Below are 20,406 nucleotides of genomic sequence, written 5' to 3'. Positions count from 1 at the left end.
CCCTGCATCTTCCCGTCCGTGCCAGCGACTGGCACCGGCACGGGGCTTGCGTCCCGAACGGCCGAGCCATGAGTCTCTCCACGTACCTCATCTACCTGGCGGCGGTCCTGCTGCTGATCCTGACCCCCGGGCCGACCATGCTGATGTGCATGACGAACGCGCTCAACCACGGGCCTTCGCATGCGATGGCGTCGGTGGCCGGGGCCATCGTGGCGGTGGTGGGCGTGATGGCGCTGTCGGCCATGGGCCTGGGCGCGCTGCTCGCGGCGTCGGAAACCGCCTTTACCCTGGCCAAGACAGCCGGCGCCGCCTACCTGGTCTGGCTGGGCATCCGCACCTTCCGCAGCACCGGGCTGCTGCAGATCGAAGGCGCCTCGGCCTCGCCGCGCTCCTTCGTCGCGCAAGGCTTCCTGGTGGGCGCCAGCAACCCCAAGGCCATCCTGTTCTTCGCGGCCTTCTTTCCCCAGTTCCTGGACCCCGCGCACCCGGTGGTGCCGCAGTTCGCGATCCTGGCGGGCACCTTCGTCGTCTGTGAGCTGACCGTGCTGAGCCTGTGCGCGCTGGGGGTCGCGCGGCTCGTGCCGCTGCTGCGCTCGGCCACGCTCGTGCGCTGGATCAACCGCACCTTCGGCGGCCTCTTCGCCCTGATGGGCGGCCTGCTGCTGCTGTCGCGACGGCAAGCCTGATGGACCTCGCCAACTTCCTCATTCAGCTGCTCAACAGCGTGCAGTACGGCCTGCTGCTGTTCATGCTGGCGGCCGGACTCACGCTGATCTTCGGCATCATGGGCGTGGTCAACCTCGCCCACGGCAGCTTCTACATGCTGGGCGCCTACCTCGCGTGGTGGCTTTCGCTCAAGACCGGCAGCCTGCTGCTGGCCATCCTGCTCGGCACGGCGCTCTCGGTCGCCTTCGGCCTGCTGCTGGAGCGCATCCTGTTCCGCCACTTCTACCACCGCGACCACCTCGACCAGGTGCTGCTGACCTTCGGCCTGATCTACATCTTCGAGGAGTCGCGCTCCATCCTGTGGGGCGACGACGTGCACGGCGTCAAGATCCCTGACGTGCTGGCGGCCTCGATCCCGCTCACCGACAACCTGTCCTACCCGGTCTACCGCCTGTTCATGTCGGGCCTGTGCATCGCGCTGGCCGTCGGCCTGTACCTGCTGATCTCGCGCACCCGCCTGGGCATGAAGATCCGCGCCGGTGCCTTCAACCGCGACATGACCGAGGCCCTGGGCATCAACATCAAGCTGATCCACGCCGTGGTGTTCGCGCTCGGCGTCGGGCTCGCCACCATCGCCGGCATGATCGCCGCGCCCATCTCCAGCGTGTACCCGAACATGGGCTCGCAGGTGCTGATCATGTGCTTCGTGGTGGTGGTGATCGGCGGCATCGGTTCGGTGCGCGGCGCACTGATCTCCGCGCTGCTGGTCGGCTTCGTCGACACGTTCGGCAAGGTGCTGCTGCCTCAGGTGGCCGGCATGCTCGTCTACATGCTCATGGCGGCCGTGCTGCTGTGGAAGCCCGAGGGCCTGTTCAAGCAATGAGCGCCGCATCGTCCCGTCTGGAATCGCTGCCACGCGGCCTGCAGGTCGCGCTGGGCCTGGGTGTGGTGGCCCTGGCCACCTTCCCCTTCTTTGCCACCGACTTCTACGTGCAGATGGTGGCCCGCATGATGATCCTGGCCATCTTCGCGATGAGCCTGGATCTGCTGCAGGGCGTGACCGGCCTGGTCTCGCTGGGCCATGCGGCCTTCTTCGGCCTGGCCGGCTATGCACTGGCCTTCCTCACGCCGCAGGATGGCCCGGTCAGCCTGTGGTGGACGCTGCCGGCCGCCGCCGCGGCCTCGGGCCTGGCTGCACTGGTGATCGGCTTCTTCGTCGTCCGCACGCACGGCATCTACTTCATCATGGTCACCATGGCCTTCGCGCAGATGGTGTTCTACCTGTTCTTCGACAACAAGGCGCTGGGCGGCTCCGACGGCATCTACATCAACTTCAAACCGTCGGCCGGCCTGTTCGACCTGGAGAACAAGCGCGTCTTCTACTTCTTCACGCTGGCCATGCTGCTGGCGGTCTACCTGTTCCTGCGCCGCCTGCTGTTCAGCCCGTTCGGCCGCGCGCTGGCCGGCATCCGCGTCAACGAGCACCGCATGCGCGCCATGGGTTTCGGCACCTTCGGCTACAAGCTGGCCGCCTTCACGCTGGCCGGCTCGCTGGCGGGCCTGGCGGGTTACCTGTGGGGGGCGCAGACCGGCTTCGTGAACCCGGAGCTGATGGGGTTCCACATGAGCGCGCACGCGATCATGATGGTCATCCTCGGCGGCATGGGCAACTTCGCGGGCGCCATCGTCGGCGCCTTTGCCTTCGAGATGCTGCTGCACGAGTTCAAGGACCTGCCGGATCTGGGCGGCTTCCGCATGGGCAAGCACTGGCAACTGTGGATGGGCCTGTTCATCGTGATGGTGGTGGCCTTTGCGCCCCGCGGCCTGCTGGGCCTGGCGGATCGCCTGCTGCGCCGCAAGGGGGATGGCGATGCCTGAGGTGCTGCTGGCCGCGCGCGGCCTCACCAAGCGCTTTGGCGGCCTCGCAGCCGTCAATGACGTCACGCTCGATCTCTGGCGTGACCGCATCCATGCCGTGATCGGCCCCAACGGGGCCGGCAAGTCCACCCTGACGAACCTGCTCTCCGGCGATCTGCCGCCCACCGCGGGCACGGTCTCGCTGGGCGGGCAGGACGTGACCGGCTGGCCGCCCGAGAAGATCTCGCGCGGCGGCCTGGGACGCAGCTACCAGAAGACCAACATCTTCCTGCCGTTCACCGTGTGGGAGAACATCCGACTGGCCGCGCAGTCGCGCACTCCGCGTGCCGCGCACTGGCTGCAGCTCGCATCGAAGGTGAGTCCGGCCAACGAGCGCGCCCAGCGCGCCCTGGAGCTCGCCGGCCTGCAGGCCCGCCGCGACTTCCTGGCCAGCGCCATCAGCCATGGCGAGCAGCGCCAGCTGGAGATCGCGATGACGCTCGCCACCGATCCGCAGGTGCTGCTGCTCGACGAACCGCTGGCCGGCATGGGCACGGCCGAGGCTGAACGCATGGTGGAGCTGCTGCTGCGCCTCAAGAAGGACCACGCGATGATGCTGGTGGAACACGACATGGACGCCGTGTTCGCGCTGGCCGACCACCTGACGGTGATGGTGAACGGCCAGGTCATCGCCAGCGGCACGCCGGCCGAGGTGCGCGCCGATGCCGGCGTGCAATCCGCCTACCTGGGCGAGGAGGCCGGCCATGGCTGAACGCCTGATCGAGGCCCGCGGCCTGCAGACCTACTACGGCGCCAGCCACATCCTGCGCGGCATCGACTTCCACGTCGACCGTGGCGAGACCATCGGCCTCATGGGCCGCAACGGCATGGGCAAGTCCACCCTGCTGAAGTCGCTGATGGGCCTGGTGGTGCCGCGCGGCGGCTCCGTCGCCGTCAAGGGCCGGTCCACGCTCGGTCGACCGCCGTATGAGGTGGCGCAGCTCGGCATCGCGTATGTCCCCGAGGGCCGAGGCATCTTCGGCAACCTGAGCGTGAAGGAGAACCTGGTGATGGCCGCGCGCGCCGGCACCCAGGGCCAGCGCGACTGGACCTATGAGCGCGTGCTGGAGACCTTCCCGCGCCTGAAGGAGCGCCTGGGCCACGGCGGCCAGCAGCTCTCCGGCGGCGAGCAGCAGATGCTGACCATCGGCCGCGCCCTCATGACCAACCCCGACGTGCTGATCCTCGACGAAGCCACCGAGGGCCTGGCCCCGCTGATCGCGCGCGAGATCTGGCGCATCTGCGGGCTGATCCGCGAGAGCGGCATCTCCAGCGTGATCGTGGACAAGAACTGGAAGCACGTGACGCAGGTGACGGACCGCAACGTCATCCTCGTCAAGGGGGAGGTGGCGTACAGCGGCACCTCCACCGAACTGCGCGCGCAACCGCAACTGCTGGAGCAGCACCTGGGCGTGTGAGGGCGTCCGTCGCCGCTGCGGGCACCTTCGCGCAGGGTCACGGACCGGCAGGATCCTGCGGATGGCCCCACAATCCGCGGCGATGGGCCCCTTCGAACCGCCACGCTCGCTGATCAGGCCCTGGGCCGTCCTCGAAGGCATGCGCACAGCCTTTCTGGTCGCCCTGATTGCTCTCTTCGGCACCGGCGCCGCCCTCGCCTGTGCGGACGAGGCCTACAAGGCCTCACCGCAGTACGACGCCGCCGAATGCCGGTTCCGCAACCCGCCGAACCCCGATGTGAAGCCGGGCCGAGGCGCGCTGGAGATCTGGACCCGGCTCCTGCTCGCCCGCAAGGAGGGCACGGTGCCGGTGGACCCGATCCCGGTGCGCAAGCTCACGCGCGCCGACCTCGACGCGCTGGATGCGGCCGGCAACCACGTCATCCGGCTCGGCCACTCCTCGCACCTGCTGAAGCTGCGCGGCCGCTGGTGGCTGATCGACCCGGTGTTCGGCGAGCGGGCGTCACCGTTCTCGTGGCTGGGGCCCAAGCGCTTCCACGCGCCACCGGTCGCGCTGGCGGACCTGCCCGCCGTCGACGGACTGATCCTCTCGCACGACCACTACGACCATCTGGACACCGTCACCATCGAGGCCCTCACGGCCCGGGTGCAGCGCTACTTCGTGCCACTGGGCGTGGGTGCGCGACTGCGTGGCATGGGCGTGCCGGCCGACCGCATCGAGGAGTACGACTGGTGGCAGGAGGGCCGGCTGGGCGACGTGAAGCTCGTGGCGACGCCGGCGCAGCACTTCTCAGGGCGCAGCCTCGGCGACCGCAACACCACGCTGTGGGCCTCGTGGGTGATCCAGAGCGGGCCGCACCGCATCTACTACAGCGGCGACGGCGGCTACTTCCCGGGCTTCCGCACCATCGGCCAGCGGCATGGCCCGATCGACCTGGCGCTGATGGAGAACGGCGCCTATGACGCCTACTGGCCCGCCGTGCACATGACCCCCGAAGAGACCGTGCGGGCCTTCGAGGACCTGGGCGCCAGGACGCTCTACCTGGTGCACAACAGCACCTTCGACCTCGCGTTCCACCCCTGGCGCGAGCCGCTCGAGCGCGTGGCCGCACTCGCGCACCAGCGCGGGCTGGACCTCGCCACGCCGGAGATCGGCGAGCCGCTCACCATCGGGCGGCCCCGTGCGAACCGGCTGTGGTGGGACGGCCTTCGCTAGCCCCCGGCGTCCCCGCGCAGGCGGGGACCCAGAAGGTCTCTGCACGCCTATGCCTCCTGGATGCCCGCCTGCGCGGGCATGACGGAAGCGGCCATTCAAGCGGCATCGCACTCCGCCAGATCCTCGCCCTTCACATGCTCCCCCAGGTAGTCCAGGAAGGCACGTACCGCCGGCACGAGGCCGCGGCGCGAGGGAAACACGGCATGCACCACGCCGGGCGGCGGCGCCCAGCCGGGCAGCACCTCGACCAGCTTGCCGCGTGACAGCGGCGCGCGGCACAGGTAGTCGGGCAACAGCCCGATCCCGATGCCACGCAGTACCGCGGCGCGCAGGGTGAGCAGATCGTCGGCGATGTAGCGCGGGCGGTGCTCCAGGCGGAAGCTCTCCCCGTGCGGCCCCACGAGCCGCCACTGCGCGCGCCCATCCACCGCGCCCATGGCCACGGAGTCCAGCCGCTCGAGATCCAGCGGTGTGGCTGGTGCGCCCTGCCGATCCAGCAGCGAGGGTGCGCCCACCAGCAGCGTGGCCGACCGGCCGAGCTGCTTCACCACCAGGCTCCCACTCTCGTCCAGGGACGGCCGCACCCGCAGGGCGACGTCGATGCCTTCCTCCACCAGATCGACGACCCGGTTGCCGACCTGCATGTCGATGCGCACCTCGGGATGCGACGCCAGGAAGCGCGCCACGACGTCCCCCACGCTGCTCTGCGCCAGCGTGATCGGACAGGCCACGCGGATCAGGCCGCGTGGCGCCTGCTGGACCGCGGCGATGGCTTCATCCGCTGACTCCGCGGCCTCGCGCAGCGCCACGCAGTGACGGTGGTAGACCTCGCCAGCACGGGTCAACGAGAGCTTGCGCGTGGTCCGCTGCAACAGGCGCACGCCGAGACGGGCCTCCAGCTCGGCCACCCGGCGCGAGAGCTTCGACTTCGGGATGCCCAGGGCCCGCCCGGCGGCCGCGAAGCCCCCCCGATCGACCACCTCGGCGAAGTAGAACAGGTCGTTCAGGTCGGGTTGGGCCATGTCATTCGATCCATATTCAGGACAATCTGGCTCAATTTTGCCGACTTATCACCGTCTGACATCATCCGCACAATCATTCCCACGCACCCCGCCGGGGTCCTCACTGCAAGGAAACGTGAAATGAAACTGCTGCACATCGATTCCAGCCCGCTCGCCGCCCAGTCGGTGTCGCGCCAGCTCACCCGCCAGATCGTCGACCAATGGATCGCCCATCTCCCGGGCACGCAGGTGGAGCACCTCGACCTCGACGTGAATGCACCGTCGCACCTGAACATGGACTCGCTGGGCTTTCGCCTGGGCATCGATGCCGCCGGCCTGACCGACGTCCAGCGCCGCGAGAACGCGGTGACGGACCGCCTGGTGACCCAGTTCCTGGCGGCCGACGTGGTGGTCATCGGTGCGCCGATGTACAACTTCACCATCCCCTCGCAGCTCAAGGCCTGGATCGACCGCATCGCACAGGCCGGCCGCACCTTCCGCTACACCGAGAAAGGCCCGGAAGGCCTGGCGGGTGGCAAGACCGTGATCGTCGCCTCCACCCGCGGCGGGATCTACTCCAGCGGCCCGGCGACCGCCATGGACCACCAGGAAAGCTACCTCAAGGCCGTGCTGGGCTTCCTGGGCGTGACCGATGTGAGCTTCGTGCGCGCCGAGGGGCTGGCCATGGGGGACGAAGCCCGCTCGAAGGCGCTGGCCGCCGCGGCCGGCGACATCGTCGCCCACGCGGCGAGCGCGGCCAACGAGGCCCGCGCCAGCGTCGCGGCCTGAGCCACGGGGCGCGGCTGATCGCCCCCGCTACTTGCGGGTGTAGATCTGGTCGAAGCTGGCGCCGTCCGCGAAGTGCTCGCGGGCGGCCTTCTCCCAGCCGCCGAAGGCCTGGTCGATGCCGAACAGGTTGAGCTTCGGGAACTGCTTTGCGTACTTCGCCTGAGCCTTCGCCGACACGGCGGGGCGGTAGAAGTGCCTGCCGGCGATGTCCTGCCCTTCCTCCGAATAGAGGTACTGGAGGTATGCCTCGGCCACGGCGCGCGTGCCCCGCTTGTCCACCACCTTGTCGACGACTGCCACTGCCGGCTCGGCCAGGATGCTGATGGACGGATAGACCACGTCAACCTTGCTGCCGAATTCCTTCTCCAGCAGGTAGGCCTCGTTCTCCCACGAGATGAACACGTCACCCTGGTTGCGCTGCGCGAAGGTGATCGATGAGCCGCGCGCCCCGGTGTCGAGCACCGGCACGTTGGCATAGAGCTTCGCGACGAACTCCTTCGCCTTGGCGTCGCCCCCGTACTTGCGCTTGGCGAACTCCCACGCGGCCAGGTAGTTCCACCGCGCGCCGCCGGATGTCTTGGGGTTGGGGGTGATCACGCTGATGCCGGGCTTCGCCAGGTCATCCCAGTCCTTGATGCCCTTGGGGTTGCCCTGCCGCACCACCAGCACGATGGTGGAGGTGTAGGGCGAGGCGTTGTGCGGCAGCTTCTTCTGCCAGTCGGCGGCCAGCCAGCCGCCGTTCTTCACCAGTGCATCGGTGTCGCCGGCCAGCGCCAGCGTGGCCACGTCGGCCTCCAGCCCGTCGATGATGGAGCGCGCCTGCTTGCCCGAGCCGCCATGTGACTGCTTGATCGTCACGTCCTGCCCCGTCTTCGCCTTCCAGTGCTTCGCGAAGGCCTGGTTGAACTCGACGTAGAGTTCACGCGTCGGGTCGTACGACACGTTGAGCAGCGTGATCGGCTGCGCCTGCGCCCTGGCGGGCGCCATCACGCCTGTGCCCAGCAGGGTGACGGCAGTCGCCACGGCGGCGGCCAGGGGAATCTTGATAAAGTCTCGGCGTTGGCTCATAGGTGCGTCCCTTTCGTTTCGGATGCGGCGCATTCTGGAAGCCGCCTGCCGCAAAGGGAACGACAGAGTTCTTCCTTGCATATCGCCATAAGCTCATTTCCATCGCACGCCCAGGAGGCGTCCCCATGGCACGCACCGTCCACTGCATCAAGCTCGGCCAGGAGGCCGAAGGCCTCGACTTCCCGCCCTATCCCGGTGAACTGGGCAAGCGCATCTACGAAAGCGTCAGCAAGGAGGCCTGGCAGCAGTGGTTGAAGCACCAGACCATGCTGGTCAACGAGAACCGGCTGAACCTGGCAGACCAGCGTGCGCGCGAGTACCTCAAGCGCCAGATGGAGAACCACTTCTTCGGCGCCGGCGCCGACCAGGCCGCGGGCTACGTGCCGCCGGCGCAGTAGGCCGTGGCCGAGGCCGTCGACTGGGGCGCTGACGGCACGCCGCGCAGCCCTCGATTCGACGACGTCTACCGGCCCGCCGACACCGGGCTGGCGCAGGCCTGCCATGTGTTCCTGGGCGGGTGCGATCTGCCACGGGCCTGGGCCGGGGCAGCGCACTGGCGCATCCTGGAGACTGGCTTCGGGCTCGGGCAGAACTTCCTCGCGACCTGGCACGCCTGGCAGCAGGATGAAGCCCGGCCGCGCCTGCTGCACTACGTCTCGCTGGAGGCCTGGCCGGTCGCCGCGTCGGACCTGCTGTGCGCAGCCAGCGTCGACCCGCAGCTCGTGCCCCTGGCGCAGGCGCTCGCGCGGCAATGGGAAGGCCTCACGCCGGGCCTGCACCGCCTGGTGTTCGAGGGCGGCCGCGTTGCACTGACCCTGGGCATCGGCGATGCGGGCGACCTGCTGCGCGGGCTCGACTTCCGTGCCGACTCGGTGTTCCTCGACGGCTTCGACCCGGCGCGCAATCCGGAGCTGTGGTCGCTGCCGGTGTTGAAGGCCGTGGCGCGGCTGTGCCGCCGGGGCACGCACGTGGCCACCTGGACGGCCGCCGGCCAGGTGCGACGTGACCTGGCCACCTGCGGCTTCGTGGTCGAACGGCAGCCGGGCCTGCCGCCCAAGCGCCACCGCACCGCAGGTCGCTTCGATCCCTCATGGCCGCGCCCCGATGTGGATGAACCACCGCCCCCCACACCCGGCATGGCTGTCGTCGTGGGCGCCGGTCTTGCGGGTTCAGCCGTCGCGGCCAGCCTGGCCCGACGCGGCTGGCAGGTCCAGGTATTCGACGCAGCGGACGCGCCTGCCAGCGGCGCATCCGCCCTGCCCGCCGGGCTGATGGCGCCGTATCAGTCGCCGGATGACAACCCGCTGTCGCGCATTGCCCGCGCCGGGATCCGCCTCACCTGGCTGGAGGCCCAGCGGCTGCTGCGCCCGGGCGAGGACTGGGGCCCCGATGGCGCCCTCGAGTGCCGGCTGGAGGATGCGCGTCCGCCGCCTGCGCTGGGCGAAGGCCTGCTGCCCTGGACGCGGGTCGCCACGCCGGCGCAACTGGCCGCGGCAGGCCTGGCGTCGACCGATCACGCCTGGTGGCACGAACGCGCCGCCTGGGTGAAGCCGTCGGCGCTGGTGCGCGCGTGGCTGGCCGCGCCCGGTGTGTCGGTGCGGTGTGGCGTGCGGGTGAGCCACATCGAACCGGTGCCAACGGGCTGGCAACTGCTTGGCGAGACCGGCGATACGCTGGCGACGGCTGCCGTCGTGGTCGTCTGCGCGGCCCATGGCACCGCCGCCCTGACCGGCGACGCGATCCGCACCCATCCCGTGCGCGGCCAGGTGAGCTGGGGCCTGCATGCCGATGGCGCCTCCCCCGCGAACTGGCCCGCCACGCCCGTGCATGGGCACGGCCACATGCTGCCGGACGTGCCCGTCGCCGGCGGCCGGGCCTGGCTGGTCGGCGCCACCTACAGCCGCGACGACGCCGATGCCACCCCGCGCGAGGCGGACCAGACCGCGAATCAGGCCCGTCTGGCGGTGCTCTCGCCTGCGCTGGCGCAGGCCCTGGCACCCGCGTTTGCATCCGGTGCCGCCCAGGCCTGGACGGGCATCCGCTGCGTCACGCGCGACCGCCGGCCACTGGCCGGCTGGATGGCGCCCGGCCTGGGCGTGAGCACCGCGCTGGGCTCGCGCGGTCTCACCTTCGCGGTGCTGGCCGCCGAGCTGCTGGTGGCCCGTCTGCACGCCGAGCCCCTGCCGGTCGAGACGCCCCTGGCGGACGCCCTCGATCCGGGGCGCCTCACAAGCCGATGAGCCAGGCGTGCAGCCGCCCGGGATGCGGCGGGCGGCCGAACAGGGCCTCCGTGCCGGTGAGCCAGGCCCGCACGTGGTCCGGCAGGGAACGCGGGGCGTTGGCCATCGCCAGATGCGGGATCGGGTGTCGCCCTTGCCGCAACTGCTTGAGCACCACCCAGGCATCCATGTCGGCCAGCGCGAAGTCGACGATGGCCAGGTCGTAGGCGCTCTGCTGTGCGAGCTCGATCGCCTGGGCGCCGCTCTCGGCGTCGTCGGCCTGCGTGAGGTTCGCCAACGCCAGGCGGGCCCGGAAGTAAAGCCGGTCCTCGCGGCTGGCACTCACGATGAGCGCCCGCTTGCCGGACTGATCACGGTCGGTGGGCGCCACCGCGCCGAGGTCGAAGTCCAGCGGCTGCTCAGGTTCGAACAGGGCGTCCAGGGACTGGATCACGTCGGGCCAGGCGAGCGGGCGCGGGAAGTTGCGCCACACGCGCGAGGGCGGGTGCGAGCCCACCCAGATCATCTTCACCTGGGCTTTGGAAGGCGACTCCGCCTCCAGGCGGGCCTCCCAGCTGTCGCCGTCGAGCAGCGCCACCCGCGCCGGCTCGGGCGCCTCGGGCGCCCAGAGCAGGTAGGCTGTCTCGCTGTGCTCCGACACGCGGAACAAGGTGTTGATGGCATGCCGCTCCTCATCGGAGAAGCCCACCACCTTGATGAAGACCCTCTGTGCCATCCCCTGTCCCAGGGCAGCGCCCTTGGCTGTTGTGCTGCGGCCATTATGAAGCCGGGCGCTTCGCATGCCCAGATGGCCATATCCGGACCGCCGCGAAAACCGCCCGCCAGGCCGCGTGAATGCTCGCGCATAAGCTTATCCGGATATGGCCTGAAGAAAATAATCGTTGGACTTCGCAGGCCCTTTGCCTAGAGTTCGCGGCTCCGGCCCCCTGGGGGCCAGGCATGGGAGCCGCATGTACCGCTACACCGAATTCGACCGCCAGTTCGTCCACGCACGCGCCGCGCAGTACCGCGACCAGCTCGAGCGCTGGCAGGCCGGCCGGTTGACCGACGACGAGTTCCGGCCGCTGCGCCTGCAGAACGGCTGGTATGTGCAGCGCTACGCGCCCATGCTGCGCGTGGCCGTGCCCTACGGCGAGCTGTCCAGCGCGCAGCTGCGCGTGCTGGCGCGCATCGCACGCGACTACGACCGCCCGGATGCAGCCCTGCTGCGCGAGGCCCAGGCGAAGCAGGATGCGCTGGCCGAGGTGCCGGTGCGTGGCGGCACGCCGGTGCGCACGCGCCTGCGTTCGGGCTACGGCCACTTCACCACCCGGCAGAACGTGCAGTTCAACTGGATTCCGCTGGATCGCAGCGCCGACGTGATGGACCTGCTGGCCTCGGTGGACATGCACGGCATCCAGACCAGCGGCAACTGCATCCGCAACATCACCAGCGACGAGCGGGCGGGCATCGCCGTCGACGAGATCGCCGATCCGCGCCCCTACTGCGAGATCCTTCGCCAGTGGAGCACGCTGCACCCCGAGTTCGCGTTCCTGCCGCGCAAGTTCAAGATCGCCGTCTCGGGCGCGGCGGAGGACCGCGCGGCCATCGAGTGGCACGACGTGGGCCTGCAGATGGTGACGGACACCGACGGCCGCCTGGGCTTCCGCGTGCATGCGGGCGGCGGCATGGGCCGCACGCCCGTCGTCGCACCCGTGATCCGGGCCTTCGTGCCGTGGCAGGAGATCCTGAACTACCTGGAGGCGGTGGTGCGGGTCTACAACCGCTGGGGCCGCCGCGACAACATGTACAAGGCGCGCATCAAGATCCTGATCAAGGCCGAACGGCAGCGCTACATCGACGAGGTGGAGGCGGAGTACCGCGCCATCGTCGAACAGGACGGCGCCCCGCACACCATCACCCAGGCCGAGTTCGACCGCGTCGCTGCCTGCTTCGCGCCGCCCGCGCTGGCGCCGGCACGCACCGGCCCGCAGGCGCAGGTGCACCGGATCGTGCGCGCCGACGCCGAGTCGGATCCCGGCTTCCACCGCTGGCTGCAACGCAACGTGGCGCCCCATCGCGATCCGGCCCTGCGCGCGGTCACGCTCTCGTTCAAGCGCCTGGGCCAGGCCCCCGGCGATGCCACCGCCGACCAGCTGGAACAGGCGGCCGATCTGGCCGAGCGCTTCTCGGCCGGCGAGGCCCGCGTCACGCATGACCAGAACCTGCTGCTGCCCTGGGTGCGCGAGGACGATCTGCCCGAGCTGTGGGCAGCCGCCCGCAAGGCCGGCTTCGCCTCGCCGAACATCCACCTGCTGACGGACATGATCGCGTGCCCGGGCGGCGACTTCTGCGCCCTGGCCAACGCGCGCTCCATTCCCATCGCGGAGGCCATCACCCAGCGCTACCAGGATCTGGACGAGCTGCACGACCTGGGCGAGATCGACCTGCACATCTCCGGCTGCATCAATTCCTGCGGGCACCACCACACGGGGCACATCGGCATCCTCGGCGTCGACAAGGACGGCCAGGAGTGGTACCAGGTCACGCTGGGCGGCTCCGACGGCTCGGCGCTCTCGGGCACGGTGACGCCGGGCAAGGTGGTCGGACCGTCCTTCTCCGCCGCCGAGGTGCCGGAGGTGATCGAGGCGCTGCTGGACACCTACCGCACTCATCGCCAACCGGCGGCCGAAGGCCGGACCGAGACGTTCATCGACACGCTGCGCCGCGTGGGCCACGAGCCCTTCAAGGCCGCCGCCAATGCCACCCGCCTGACCGAGAAGGAGGCCGCATGATCACGCTGCTGCAAGACCAGGACGCGACCGCCGCCGAGGCACCCGGCGTGCTGCGACTGGCCAATGACGCCGAGGTGGCCGAGTTGCCGCTGGAGGGCGTGGAGCGCATCGAGCTGCACTTTCCGAAGTTCACCGATGGCCGGGCCTACAGCCAGGCCAGCATGCTGCGCCGCCGGCGCGGGTTCCGGGGCGACATCCGCGCCACCGGCGACGTGCTGATCGACCAGCTGGTCCACATGGAGCGCACCGGCTTCACCAGCGCCGTGCTCAAGGCCGGCAAGGACCCGGCCGATGCCGCACGCCAGTTCAGCCGCTTCCCCGGCTTCTACCAGGGCGACACCGTGACGCCCCATCCCCGCTTCGCGAGAGGCTGACATGAGCGCCATCGACCTGAACGCCCGCCCTTCGAAGGACTTCGAAGCCCGCCTGTCCGAGACCCGCGCGCTGCTGCGCCACGCCGCCGTGCGCTTCGCCCCGGTGACCCAAGCCTCCAGCCTGGGCGCGGAGGACGTCGTCATCACCCACCTGATCCGCGACCTGCAGCTCGACATCCCCGTGTTCGTGCTGCAGACCGGCGCGCTGCACGCGCAGACGCTGGCGCTGCTGGCCCGCACGCAGGCCACGCCCGGCCTGACGGTGCGGGTGTTCGAGCCGCGCCAGGAGGCCGTGGTGCACTTCGTCCAGCGCGAAGGCCAGGACGCCATGTACCGCAGCATCGCGCTGCGCAAGGCCTGCTGCCAGATCCGCAAGCTGGAGCCGCTGGAGCGTGCGCTGGAGGGCCACCGGGCCTGGATCACCGGCCTGCGCCGCGAGCAATCGGCCGCCAGGGCCGAGGTGCCGTTGATCGACGCTGAAGACGAAGCCGTCACCGGCCGGGTGAAGCTCAACCCCCTGGCCAACTGGAGCTGGGGCGACGTCTGGCACTACATCGGCACGCGCGGTGTGGACTACAACCCGCTGCACGACGAGTTCTACCCGAGCATCGGCTGCGCGCCGTGCACGCGGGCGATCAGCCTGGGCGAGGACTTCCGCGCCGGCCGCTGGTGGTGGGAAGACGAGGCCGCCAAGGAATGCGGCCTGCACGTGAAGCCGACCGACGTGAAGCAGACTGAACAGGTGGCCGCATGAACGCCCGTACCGAGCCGCGCCTGCTGGCGCCCATCAGCAACCGCCACCTGGATGCGCTGGAGGAAGAGGCCATCTTCATCCTGCGCGAGGTCGCTGGCGCCTTCGAGCGGCCGACCCTGCTGTTCTCCGGCGGCAAGGACTCGCTGGTGCTGCTGCGCTGCGCCGAGAAGGCCTTCGGCCGCGGCCGCCTGCCCTACCCGCTGCTGATGATCGACACCGGCCACAACTTCCGCGAGGTGACCGACTTCCGCGACCAGCGCGCGCGCGAACTGGGTGCTGAACTCATCGTGCGCAGCGTCGAGGAATCGATGAAGCGCGGCACCGTGCGGCTGGCCCACCCCGGCGAGAGCCGCAATGCGCATCAGTCGGTCACGCTGCTGGAGGCGATCGAGGAGTTCCGCTTCGACGCCCTGATCGGCGGCGCGCGGCGCGACGAGGAAAAAGCCCGCGCCAAGGAGCGCATCTTCAGCCACCGCGACAGCTTCGGCCAGTGGCAGCCCAAGGCGCAGCGCCCGGAACTCTGGACGCTGTTCAACACCCGGCTGCAGCCCAGCGAGCACTTCCGCGTGTTCCCGATCTCCAACTGGACCGAGCTGGATGTGTGGCAGTACATCGAGCGCGAGGCCATCGCCCTGCCCTCCATCTATTACGCCCACGAGCGCGAAGTGGTGGAGCGCCGCGGCCTGCTGGTGCCGGTGACCGAGCTGACGCCGCCGCGTGAGGGCGAGACCGTGGTCACGCGCACGGTGCGCTTCCGTACGGTGGGCGACATCACCTGCACGTGCCCGGTGGCGAGCCCGGCGGCGAACGCCACCGAGGTAGTGGCCGAGACGCTGGCCGCTGACGTGAGCGAGCGCGGCGCCACCCGCATGGACGACAAGACCTCCGACGCCTCGATGGAAAAGCGCAAGAAGGACGGGTATTTCTGATGGAAACGATGACTGCCGATGCCGCTCTGGCCCATGCCGAGCACGACCACGACGCCGCGCTGCGCTTCATCACCTGCGGTTCCGTCGATGACGGCAAGAGCACGCTGATCGGCCGCCTGCTCGTCGACAGCCGCGCCGTCCTGCAGGACCAGCTGGCCAGCGTGTCGCGCTCAGGCGAGACGGATCTCGCGCTGCTCACCGACGGCCTCACGGCCGAGCGTGAGCAGGGCATCACGATCGACGTGGCCTATCGCTACTTCGCCACGCCGGCGCGCAAGTTCATCATCGGTGACGCGCCCGGCCATGAGCAGTACACCCGCAACATGGTCACGGCCGCCTCCAGTGCCGATGCCGCCGTGGTGCTGGTGGATGCCACCAAGCTCGACTGGCGCGATGCCGGCCTGACCCTGCTGCCGCAGACGCGCCGCCATACCCTGCTGTGCCACCTGCTGCGGGTGCCCGCCATCCTGTTCGCGGTGAACAAGCTCGACGCGGTGGAAGACCCCGCGCTGGCCTTCGCCCACATCCGGGGTGCGCTGGAGACCTTTGCGCGCGCGGCGGGCGTTCAGCCGCGTGCCATCGTGCCCATCTCCGCGCTCAAGGGCCACAACGTGGTGGAAGCCCAGCCCGGCTGGTGCGGCTACCAGGGCCACAGCCTGCTGCAGTGGCTGGAACAGCTCGACGTGACACCGCCCGAGACACAGGAGGCCGCGGCCTTTCCGGTGCAGTGGGTGGAGAAGTTCGCCTCCTCCGCCGACACCTCGCAGGGCCGCCGGGTATTCTGGGGCCGCCTGGCCACCGGGACGCTGTCGCCAGGCGATGAAGTCACCGTGCTGCCGGGCGGGCAGACCGCCCGCGTAGCCCAGGTGCTGAACGCGGTGCGGGAACCCGCTGTCGGTATCGCCCGCCACAGTGCCGGCGTGGTCCTGGACCGCGAGGTGGACGTCTCGCGCGGCGACTGGCTGTTGTCGCCAGGCCACTTCGAGCCCAGCCGCGAGCTGAAGGCCACCGTCGCGTGGCTGGACGATGAGCCCCTGGTGGCCGGCCGCACCTACTGGGCCCTGCACGGCCACCGCTGGGTCAAGGCCCGTGTGCGGCGCATCGTGCACCAGCTCGACGTGCACACGCTCGCCGAGGAGGAAGCCACCCAGCTCGCCCCCAACGCCATCGGCGAAGTGGAGCTGCAACTGCAGGAACCACTGGCCACTTTGCCCTATGTGCGCTCGCGCGCGCTGGGCGCCTTGGTGCTGGTGGACACGGCCTCGCACAAGACCGCAGGGGCCGTTCTCGTCGCCTGAGAGCCGCATCCGTTGACTTTTCGCAACCCTGGCGCCGGTGCGGCCACGCACAATCCGGCCGGCGCCTTGCGAGATTGCCAATAAAATCAAGGGTTTTCCCCTGCCACGCGCACCACAATGACTCACGTCGTCACCGAATCCTGCATCCGCTGCAAATACACCGACTGTGTGGACGTCTGCCCCGTGGACTGCTTCCGCGAAGGGCCGAACATGCTGGTGATCGACCCCGATGAGTGCATCGATTGCGCGGTCTGCATTCCCGAATGCCCCGTGAACGCGATCTACGCCGAAGAGGACGTCCCGGCGGACCAGGTCAAGTTCACCGCCCTCAACGCCGAGCTCTCCCGCGCCCCGGGCTGGAAGAGCATCACCAAGCGCAAGCCGGCCCTGCCGGATGCCGACGAGTGGAAGGACAAGACGGACAAGCTGTCCGAGCTCGTCCGCTGACGCATCATGGAACCGCAACTGAATCAAGAAGTGATCCGCACCGCCGGCGCGCACGACGGCCCCATCGAGACCGACGCCGTCATCATCGGCGCCGGCCCGGTGGGCCTGTTCCAGGTGTTCGAGCTCGGCCTGCTGGAGATCAAGGCCCACGTCATCGACTCGCTCGCCTATCCGGGCGGCCAGCCGATCGAGCTGTACCCCGACAAGCCGATCTACGACATCCCGGCCATTCCGGTGTGCACCGGCAAGGAACTGACCGACGCCCTGCTCAAGCAGATCGAGCCCTTCGGCGCCACCTTCCACCTGGGCCAGACGGTCACCACGGTGCAGAAGCAGGACGACGGCCGCTTCTTCGTGGCCACCTCCAAGGGCACGCAGTTCCTGACCAAGACCATCTTCATCGCCGCCGGCGTGGGCGCCTTCGAGCCACGCACGCTGAAGGTCGAAGGCCTGGACCGCTTCGACGGCTCGCAGGTGTTCTACCGCGTGCGCAACCCGGCGGATTTCTCGGGCAAGAACCTCGTCATCGTGGGCGGCGGCGATTCCGCGCTGGACTGGACACTCAACTTCACCGCCGAGGGCCCGAACAAGGCCGAGAGCGTGATCCTGGTGCACCGGCGCGATGGCTTCAAGGCCGCGCCCGCCAGCGTGGCGAAGATGAAGGCGCTGTGCGACGCCTACGAGATGCAGTTCATCGTGGGCCAGGTCACCGGCTTCGACGAGGCCGATGGCCGCATGACCGGCGTGAAGGTCACCGGCGGCGACGGCGTGACGCGCGTGGTGCCGATGGACATGCTGCTGGTCTTCTTCGGCCTGTCGCCCAAGCTCGGCCCCATTGCCGACTGGGGCCTGGACATTGAGCGCAAGCAGCTGGTGGTGGACACCGAGAAGTTCTCCACCAGCGTGCCCGGCATCTTCGCCGTCGGTGACATCAACACCTACCCCGGCAAGAAGAAGCTCATCCTCTCCGGCTTCCATGAATGCGCGCTGGCCGCCTTCGGCGCCGCGCCCATCATCTTCCCCGAGAAGGGCAAGATCCACCTGCAGTACACCACCACCAGCCCGAAGCTGCACAAGGTGCTGGGCGTGGAGTCGCCGGTATTTGACTGAGCGCCCATCGCGCCCCTCACCAGGCCCGCCTTCGCGCGGGCCTTTTCATTCGCCTTAGAATTCGCTTTGCCTGACGCCTTGTTCGCCAGGCATCCGCTAGGGGTGTTGCGGCCTTCGCCGGCCGCGACTGAGAAAGTCCCTTTGAACCTGATTGAGGTAATCCTCGCGCAGGGAAGCAAGCACCAGGCGGTGTGACCCGTTTCTCCCGGGCCACGCGATCCCGCCCTCCGCAAGCCGACCTGCCACCAAACGTTGAAGGAAGACGTCGTGGCAACCCACCATCCCATCCACCGCGCGGTCGCCCTGCTGATCGCGCTCACCGCCGCGCAGGCGCACGCCCAGCAGGCCACGCTGAAGCCGGTGGTCATCACTGGCGGAGGCGCTGCCCGCCCGGCCGATGTCACCGGCTTTGGCGACGTGCCCCTGCAGGAGCTGCCGCTGGCCGCCAGCATCGTCAGCCGTTCGGCCATGGAGGCCGCGGGCGCCCGGCGACTGGCCGACCTGACCGGCTTCGACGCCTCGGTGGCCGATGCCTACAACGCACCCGGCTACTGGGATTTCCTCAGCATCCGCGGCTTCACGCTGGACAACCGCTTCAACTACCGCCGCGAAGGCCTGCCGATCAGCGCCGAGACGGCGATTCCACTGGACAACAAGGACCGCATCGAGATCCTCAAGGGCACCAGCGGCATCCAGGCCGGCACCAGCGCGCCGGGCGGCCTGGTGAACTACGCGGTGAAGCGGCCGACCGCCACTGACCTGCGCACCGTGCGGCTGGAGTGGACCGAGCGCGCGAGCGTGCTGGCCGCGGTGGACCTGGGTGGTCGGGCCGGCAATGGCGGTGTCTTCGGCTACCGGCTGAACGTGGCGCAGGAGCGCCTGCGCCCGCAGACCCGGCAACTCGATGGGGAACGCAGCCTGGTGGCCTTCGCGGCCGACTGGAGGCTAACGCGCGACAGCGTGCTGGCAGGTGAGTTCGAGTGGAGCCGTCAGTCGCAGCCCAGCCAGGCCGGCTTCAGCCTGCTGGGGACCGCCCTGCCCGCGGTGCCCGACCCGCGCCTCAACCTCAACAACCAGCCCTGGGCCCTGCCCGTGGTGATGGAAGGCCTCACCGGCACGCTGCGCTACGAGCAGACGCTGGGCGCAGGCTGGCGCTGGGTGGCGCAACTGGGTTCGCAACGGCTCAAGACCGACGACCGCATGGCATTCCCCTACGGCTGCAGCACCGAGAACAACTACGACCGCTACTGCAGCGACGGCAGCTTCGACCAGTACGACTTCCGCAGCGAGAACGAGCGCCGCCGGCAGGACGCCGCGGCTCTGCGCCTGCACGGCCAGTGGGCCACGGGCGGTGCGCGCCACGACCTCACGCTGGGCGTGCAGGCCAGCCGCGTGCGCAACCGCTTCCAGATGCAGGCCTACAACTGGGTCGGCATTGGCCAGGTGGACGGCACCGCCGTGTTGCCAGCCGACCCCACACTGACCGACCAGAACACGAACCGCGACGAGAACGCACTGGAGTTCAGCCTGCAGGATGCCATCCGCTGGAACGACCGCCTCACCACCTGGTTGGGCCTGCGCCACACGCGGCTGGACCGTGACAGCGTGCGCACCGATGGCTCCCGCCCCACGGCCTATGAGCAGGCCGTCACCACGCCCTGGCTGGCGCTCAGCTGGAAGCTGCAGCCGAAGACCCTGGCCTATGCCAGCTGGGGCCTGGGCATCGAGTCGCAGGTGGTGCCCAATCGCAGTTCGCAGTACGTCAACGCCGGTGCCGCGCTCCCTGCGCTGAAGTCACGGCAGATCGAGGCCGGGTTCAAGGGGACGCACGGTGCGCTTGATTGGCAGCTCGCGGCCTTCCGCATCCAGCGCCCCGTGAGCAACCTCGACGCCTGCTCGCGCCTGGGCCTCACGCCCTGCGTGGGCGGCTACGACGGCTCGGCCCTGCACCGCGGACTGGAGGTGAGCGGCCAGTGGCGCGAGGGCCCGTGGCGAGTCGGCGGCGGCCTGACGCTGCTGAACGCGAAGCGCAAGGGCAGCATCGCGGAGCCCGCGGTCAACGGCCAGCGGCCGACGAATGTGCCGCGCCAGGTGCTGCGGCTGCAGGCCGGCTGGAAGCTGCCCGCGGTGCCAGGGCTGGAGCTGGCCGGGCAACTTTCACACGAGGGACAGCGCAGCGTGCTGCCCGATGGCTCGATCACCCTGCCCGCGTGGACCCGCGTCGACGCCAGCCTGCGCTACGAACGCCGCGTGAACGGCATCGACACCACCTGGTCGCTGGGCATCGACAACCTCGCCGATCGCCGCCAGTGGCGCGAATCGCCCTACCAGTTCGGTCACGTCTACCTGTACCCGGGTGCGCCACGCACCGTGCGCCTGGCCCTCACGGCATCACTTTGATGAGG

The 20,406-nt window shown here is 69.5% G+C and carries 20 protein-coding genes and 1 riboswitch; of the genes, 17 read left to right on the top strand and 3 right to left on the bottom strand.

The annotated features are described in order from the left end of the window. Window positions 1-68 precede the first annotated feature (68 nt). From ACE3T5_RS00880 to ACE3T5_RS00855, 6 genes are all read left to right on the top strand, one after another. Window positions 69-686 (top strand): LysE family translocator, encoded by a 618-nt coding sequence (locus ACE3T5_RS00880; protein WP_374663444.1) that lies wholly within the window; start codon window positions 69-71, stop codon window positions 684-686. After that, window positions 686-1,549 (top strand): branched-chain amino acid ABC transporter permease, encoded by an 864-nt coding sequence (locus ACE3T5_RS00875; RefSeq protein ID WP_374663442.1) that lies wholly within the window; start codon window positions 686-688, stop codon window positions 1,547-1,549. Before ACE3T5_RS00880 ends, ACE3T5_RS00875 begins: the two co-directional genes overlap by 1 nt. Beyond that, complete coding sequence (locus tag ACE3T5_RS00870; protein ID WP_374663439.1) at window positions 1,546-2,544, top strand: branched-chain amino acid ABC transporter permease; 999 nt, start codon at window positions 1,546-1,548, stop codon at window positions 2,542-2,544. The genes ACE3T5_RS00875 and ACE3T5_RS00870 overlap by 4 nt, the downstream gene beginning before the upstream one ends. Next, complete coding sequence (locus ACE3T5_RS00865; RefSeq protein WP_374663437.1) at window positions 2,537-3,295, top strand: ABC transporter ATP-binding protein; 759 nt, start codon at window positions 2,537-2,539, stop codon at window positions 3,293-3,295. The genes ACE3T5_RS00870 and ACE3T5_RS00865 overlap by 8 nt, the downstream gene beginning before the upstream one ends. After that, window positions 3,288-4,001 (top strand): ABC transporter ATP-binding protein, encoded by a 714-nt coding sequence (locus ACE3T5_RS00860; protein WP_374663435.1) that lies wholly within the window; start codon window positions 3,288-3,290, stop codon window positions 3,999-4,001. The genes ACE3T5_RS00865 and ACE3T5_RS00860 overlap by 8 nt, the downstream gene beginning before the upstream one ends. 139 nt (window positions 4,002-4,140) lie before the next feature. After that, window positions 4,141-5,217, top strand: coding sequence for an MBL fold metallo-hydrolase (locus ACE3T5_RS00855; protein ID WP_374663433.1), 1,077 nt, complete (start codon window positions 4,141-4,143; stop codon window positions 5,215-5,217). 95 nt (window positions 5,218-5,312) lie between these two features. Here ACE3T5_RS00855 and ACE3T5_RS00850 read toward each other — a convergent pair whose 3' ends face one another. Then, complete coding sequence (locus ACE3T5_RS00850) at window positions 5,313-6,239, bottom strand: LysR family transcriptional regulator (RefSeq protein ID WP_374663431.1); 927 nt, start codon at window positions 6,237-6,239, stop codon at window positions 5,313-5,315. Window positions 6,240-6,359: 120 nt separating this feature from the next. On the opposite strand from ACE3T5_RS00850, the gene ACE3T5_RS00845 reads away from it, so the two are divergent. Next, on the top strand, window positions 6,360-7,007 hold the full coding sequence (locus tag ACE3T5_RS00845) for an FMN-dependent NADH-azoreductase (RefSeq protein ID WP_374663429.1): 648 nt from the start codon (window positions 6,360-6,362) through the stop codon (window positions 7,005-7,007). A 27-nt stretch (window positions 7,008-7,034) separates the two neighbouring features. On the opposite strand, the gene ACE3T5_RS00840 is transcribed toward ACE3T5_RS00845, so the two are convergent. After that, window positions 7,035-8,075, bottom strand: a complete 1,041-nt coding sequence (locus ACE3T5_RS00840; protein WP_374663427.1) for a sulfate ABC transporter substrate-binding protein — start codon at window positions 8,073-8,075, stop codon at window positions 7,035-7,037. Window positions 8,076-8,200: 125 nt separating this feature from the next. On the opposite strand from ACE3T5_RS00840, the gene ACE3T5_RS00835 reads away from it, so the two are divergent. Beyond that, window positions 8,201-8,473 carry an oxidative damage protection protein gene (locus ACE3T5_RS00835; protein WP_374663425.1) on the top strand — a complete coding sequence of 91 codons (273 nt, stop codon included), beginning with the start codon at window positions 8,201-8,203 and terminating at the stop codon, window positions 8,471-8,473. Window positions 8,474-8,476: 3 nt separating this feature from the next. Continuing rightward, window positions 8,477-10,315, top strand: a complete 1,839-nt coding sequence (gene mnmC, locus ACE3T5_RS00830) for an FAD-dependent 5-carboxymethylaminomethyl-2-thiouridine(34) oxidoreductase MnmC (protein ID WP_374663423.1) — start codon at window positions 8,477-8,479, stop codon at window positions 10,313-10,315. Here mnmC and ACE3T5_RS00825 read toward each other — a convergent pair. Next, window positions 10,302-11,030 carry a response regulator gene (locus ACE3T5_RS00825; protein ID WP_374663421.1) on the bottom strand — a complete coding sequence of 243 codons (729 nt, stop codon included), beginning with the start codon at window positions 11,028-11,030 and terminating at the stop codon, window positions 10,302-10,304. The genes mnmC and ACE3T5_RS00825 overlap by 14 nt on opposite strands. Window positions 11,031-11,265: 235 nt before the next feature. Between ACE3T5_RS00825 and ACE3T5_RS00820 the strand changes: the two genes are divergently transcribed. The 8 genes from ACE3T5_RS00820 (at window position 11,266) to ACE3T5_RS00785 (ending at window position 20,401) form a co-directional block, all read left to right on the top strand. Further along, entirely contained in the window at window positions 11,266-13,089 is a 1,824-nt protein-coding gene (locus ACE3T5_RS00820) for a nitrite/sulfite reductase (protein ID WP_374663419.1), read from the top strand. Further along, window positions 13,086-13,463, top strand: coding sequence for a DUF934 domain-containing protein (locus ACE3T5_RS00815; RefSeq protein ID WP_374663416.1), 378 nt, complete (start codon window positions 13,086-13,088; stop codon window positions 13,461-13,463). The genes ACE3T5_RS00820 and ACE3T5_RS00815 overlap by 4 nt, the downstream gene beginning before the upstream one ends. Window position 13,464: 1 nt before the next feature. Further along, window positions 13,465-14,217 (top strand): phosphoadenylyl-sulfate reductase, encoded by a 753-nt coding sequence (locus tag ACE3T5_RS00810; RefSeq protein WP_374663414.1) that lies wholly within the window; start codon window positions 13,465-13,467, stop codon window positions 14,215-14,217. After that, on the top strand, window positions 14,214-15,146 hold the full coding sequence (gene cysD / locus ACE3T5_RS00805; protein ID WP_374663412.1) for a sulfate adenylyltransferase subunit CysD: 933 nt from the start codon (window positions 14,214-14,216) through the stop codon (window positions 15,144-15,146). The genes ACE3T5_RS00810 and cysD overlap by 4 nt, the downstream gene beginning before the upstream one ends. Before the next feature lie 8 nt (window positions 15,147-15,154). Continuing rightward, complete coding sequence (locus ACE3T5_RS00800; RefSeq protein WP_374663410.1) at window positions 15,155-16,444, top strand: sulfate adenylyltransferase subunit 1; 1,290 nt, start codon at window positions 15,155-15,157, stop codon at window positions 16,442-16,444. 117 nt (window positions 16,445-16,561) lie between these two features. Further along, window positions 16,562-16,891 (top strand): ferredoxin FdxA, encoded by a 330-nt coding sequence (gene fdxA, locus ACE3T5_RS00795; RefSeq protein ID WP_374663408.1) that lies wholly within the window; start codon window positions 16,562-16,564, stop codon window positions 16,889-16,891. Window positions 16,892-16,897: 6 nt separating this feature from the next. After that, window positions 16,898-18,001 carry an NAD(P)/FAD-dependent oxidoreductase gene (locus tag ACE3T5_RS00790; RefSeq protein WP_374663406.1) on the top strand — a complete coding sequence of 368 codons (1,104 nt, stop codon included), beginning with the start codon at window positions 16,898-16,900 and terminating at the stop codon, window positions 17,999-18,001. 88 nt (window positions 18,002-18,089) lie between these two features. Next, window positions 18,090-18,192: riboswitch (TPP riboswitch) on the top strand. Window positions 18,193-18,268: 76 nt separating this feature from the next. Next, window positions 18,269-20,401 carry a TonB-dependent siderophore receptor gene (locus ACE3T5_RS00785; protein WP_374663404.1) on the top strand — a complete coding sequence of 711 codons (2,133 nt, stop codon included), beginning with the start codon at window positions 18,269-18,271 and terminating at the stop codon, window positions 20,399-20,401. Window positions 20,402-20,406: the final 5 nt, after the last annotated feature.

The sequence above is a fragment of the Ramlibacter sp. genome, assembly GCF_041916345.1.
Taxonomy (GTDB): domain Bacteria; phylum Pseudomonadota; class Gammaproteobacteria; order Burkholderiales; family Burkholderiaceae_C; genus Ramlibacter.
This window is presented reverse-complemented; position numbering and strand designations above follow the sequence as displayed.